Origin of the sequence: Bacillus sp. Root131 (assembly GCF_001429475.1) — a bacterium.
GTDB classification, from domain to species: domain Bacteria; phylum Bacillota; class Bacilli; order Bacillales; family Bacillaceae_G; genus Bacillus_A; species Bacillus_A thuringiensis_S.
On the sequence record NZ_LMJQ01000038.1, the window covers coordinates 1 to 2,492 of the forward strand.

A 2,492-nucleotide genomic window follows, 5' to 3' on the forward strand; every position below is an offset into this window, starting at 1 on the left:
GGTCACACCCGTTCCCATACCGAACACGGAAGTTAAGCTCTCTAGCGCCGATGGTAGTTGGGACCTTGTCCCTGTGAGAGTAGGACGTCGCCAAGCAAGCTTAAGACGAGTCAGAATGACTCGTCTTTTTTGTGTTTTGTAACTTTTTTTCAAAGCTAATTACATATCTATATAAGTTTTATTCGATTTCTTTCGTGATTTTTGATATGTAATTTAAGATTTTCTATTTTATTTCTTAAAGATAAAATTCACCAGTGTGTTAAAATAGTACAGTTGTTTTTTTGATGTACTTTAATATAAGAAGATTTAAGTTAGAAAAGGAGATAATATGAAAAGGATAGGTATAATTACTATAGTAGTCTTAGTCCTTCTAGTAATCGTGTATATGTTAGTTGGGAATTATTTTTATAACTACGCGTTGAATGCGAAACAAGAAAAAGAGTTTTTACAAGATAATCCTCATTTAGTAGAAACGGTAAATGCATCGGGAGATGTATTGGCTACAAATGAAGAAAAGAATGCGAACTTCGTATCGAAGTATAAACCTAACACATTAACTATACGTTCTTTCGATAAAATGAATTTAAAAGGCTATGAATATATGAATGAACAATCTAGTCATAAATGGGCAATTGTGGTTCATGGATACAATGGTAGAGCATCAGAAATGACGAAATATATTCGTAACTTTTATGAACAAGGCTATAATGTCATAGCACCAGACCTTCGTGGGCACGGAAATAGTGAAGGGGATTATGTTGGTATGGGCTGGCATGATCGTAAAGATGTTTTGATTTGGATTCAACAAATCTTAAAGAAAGATCCTAATACTGAAATAGCTCTATTTGGTGTTTCAATGGGCGGGGCAACTGTAATGATGACTTCAGGAGAAGATTTACCTTCTAATGTTAAAGTTATTATTGAAGATTGTGGATACTCAACCGTTATTGATGAATTTACTTATCAGCTAAAAGATTTATTCCACTTGCCGAAGTTTCCTGTTATGAATGCGGCAAATACAGTTACAAAATTAAGAGCTGGATATGATTTAGAAGAAGCTTCAGCTGTAAAACAAGTAGCGAAAAGTAAAACACCTATGCTATTCATTCATGGGGATGCTGATACATTCGTTCCTTTTGAAATGTTAGATGAAGTATATAATGCTGCAAAAGTAGAAAAAGAGAAATTAATTGTTCCAGGTGCTGGGCATGGAGAAGCGGAGAAAGTAGATTCGAATAAATATTGGAATACCGTATGGAAGTTCGTAGGGAAGTATATTCCGGCATAATTAAAGTTGTTGCATTTATATAGACGATAATCGGAGGGATAATAGTTAATCCTTTTGATTATCGTTTTTTTTGTTAATTAGGTAGTCTGCTATAAGTGTATTTTTGTATGTACTATATGAAGGAGATAGAGCAAAAACTTTTGAATTCCTTAATCTCAGTGCTACAATGATTGAAAACTAAATGTTAATGAGGTGTTTATATGAAAATTGAGGTTTGGTCGGATTTTGTATGCCCATTTTGCTATATTGGGAAACATAGATTAGAGATGGCTTTAGAGCAATTTCCACATAAGAAGGATGTTGAAGTTGAGTTTAAAAGTTTTGAGTTGGATCCGAATACTCCCGTTTACTCTGGAACAAGTATTAATGAAGTGCTTGCATCAAAGTATGGGATTAGTATTGAAGAAGCTAAGCGTAATAACGTACAGCTAGGAAATCATGCAGCTAGTATGGGTTTAAGTTTTAATTTTGATGAGATGAAGCCGACGAATACGTTTGATGCGCATCGTCTTGCGAAGTTTGCAAAGAATCATGGAAAAGAAAAGGAGATTACGGAAAATCTACTTTTTGCATATTTCACTGAATCGAAAAATTTAAGTGATGTGGATACACTTGCTACTATTGCTGAAGCTTCAGGTTTAGATAAGCAAGAAGCTTTAAATGTTATTAATGATAAAAATGCGTACGCAAATGATGTTAGAATTGAAGAAGCGATTGCTCAGCAATATCAAATTTCGGGAGTGCCTTATTTTATTATTAATCAAAAGTATGCTATTTCAGGTGCACAACCACTTGAAACTTTTGTTGGTGCACTCCAGCAAGTTTGGGAAGAAGAGAATCCTGCACCGAAGTTACAGGAACTTTCAGTAGATGGTGGAAGCGACCTTTCTTGTACTGATGGAAGTTGTTCAGTGCCGTCAAAAGAACAATAGCTTTTATGATGGAATAGCACCCTATAGATAGTTCTGTGGGGTGCTTGTATATAACTATAGAAGAAATACGTAAATAGATAATTTGATTACGTAAATGAATTCTATAAAATATAAAGTTTTTTAAAATAATGTATTGACGATTATATAAATGAAGTGTAATATAGAACAAGTCACCGATGACAATAACGTCGAAAGCGACAAACGAAATAAAAAACTTAGTTGACATTAACTAACGAAGATGTTAACATAAGGAAGTCGCAAATGAGCGACCA

General features: G+C 34.0%; 2 protein-coding genes and 1 rRNA gene. All 3 read left to right on the plus strand.

Translation table 11 applies throughout. The features are described 5' to 3' along the window. A 5S ribosomal RNA gene (gene rrf / locus ASE54_RS28190) occupies positions 1-96 on the plus strand; the annotation flags it as partial. A gap of 232 nt (positions 97-328) precedes the next feature. Then, entirely contained in the window at positions 329-1,288 is a 960-nt protein-coding gene (locus ASE54_RS28195; RefSeq protein ID WP_000821106.1) for an alpha/beta hydrolase, read from the plus strand. A gap of 200 nt (positions 1,289-1,488) precedes the next feature. Further along, positions 1,489-2,220 carry a DsbA family oxidoreductase gene (locus ASE54_RS28200; protein WP_000687913.1) on the plus strand — a complete coding sequence of 244 codons (732 nt, stop codon included), beginning with the start codon at positions 1,489-1,491 and terminating at the stop codon, positions 2,218-2,220. The last annotated feature ends 272 nt before the right edge of the window (positions 2,221-2,492 follow it).

What these genes read in the sequence shown, in the direction of transcription:
- ASE54_RS28195 (WP_000821106.1), top strand. Translation starts at nt 329, where the DNA reads ATGAAAAGGATAGGTATAATTACTATAGTAGTCTTAGTCCTTCTAGTA.
- ASE54_RS28200 (WP_000687913.1), top strand. Translation starts at nt 1,489, where the DNA reads ATGAAAATTGAGGTTTGGTCGGATTTTGTATGCCCATTTTGCTATATT.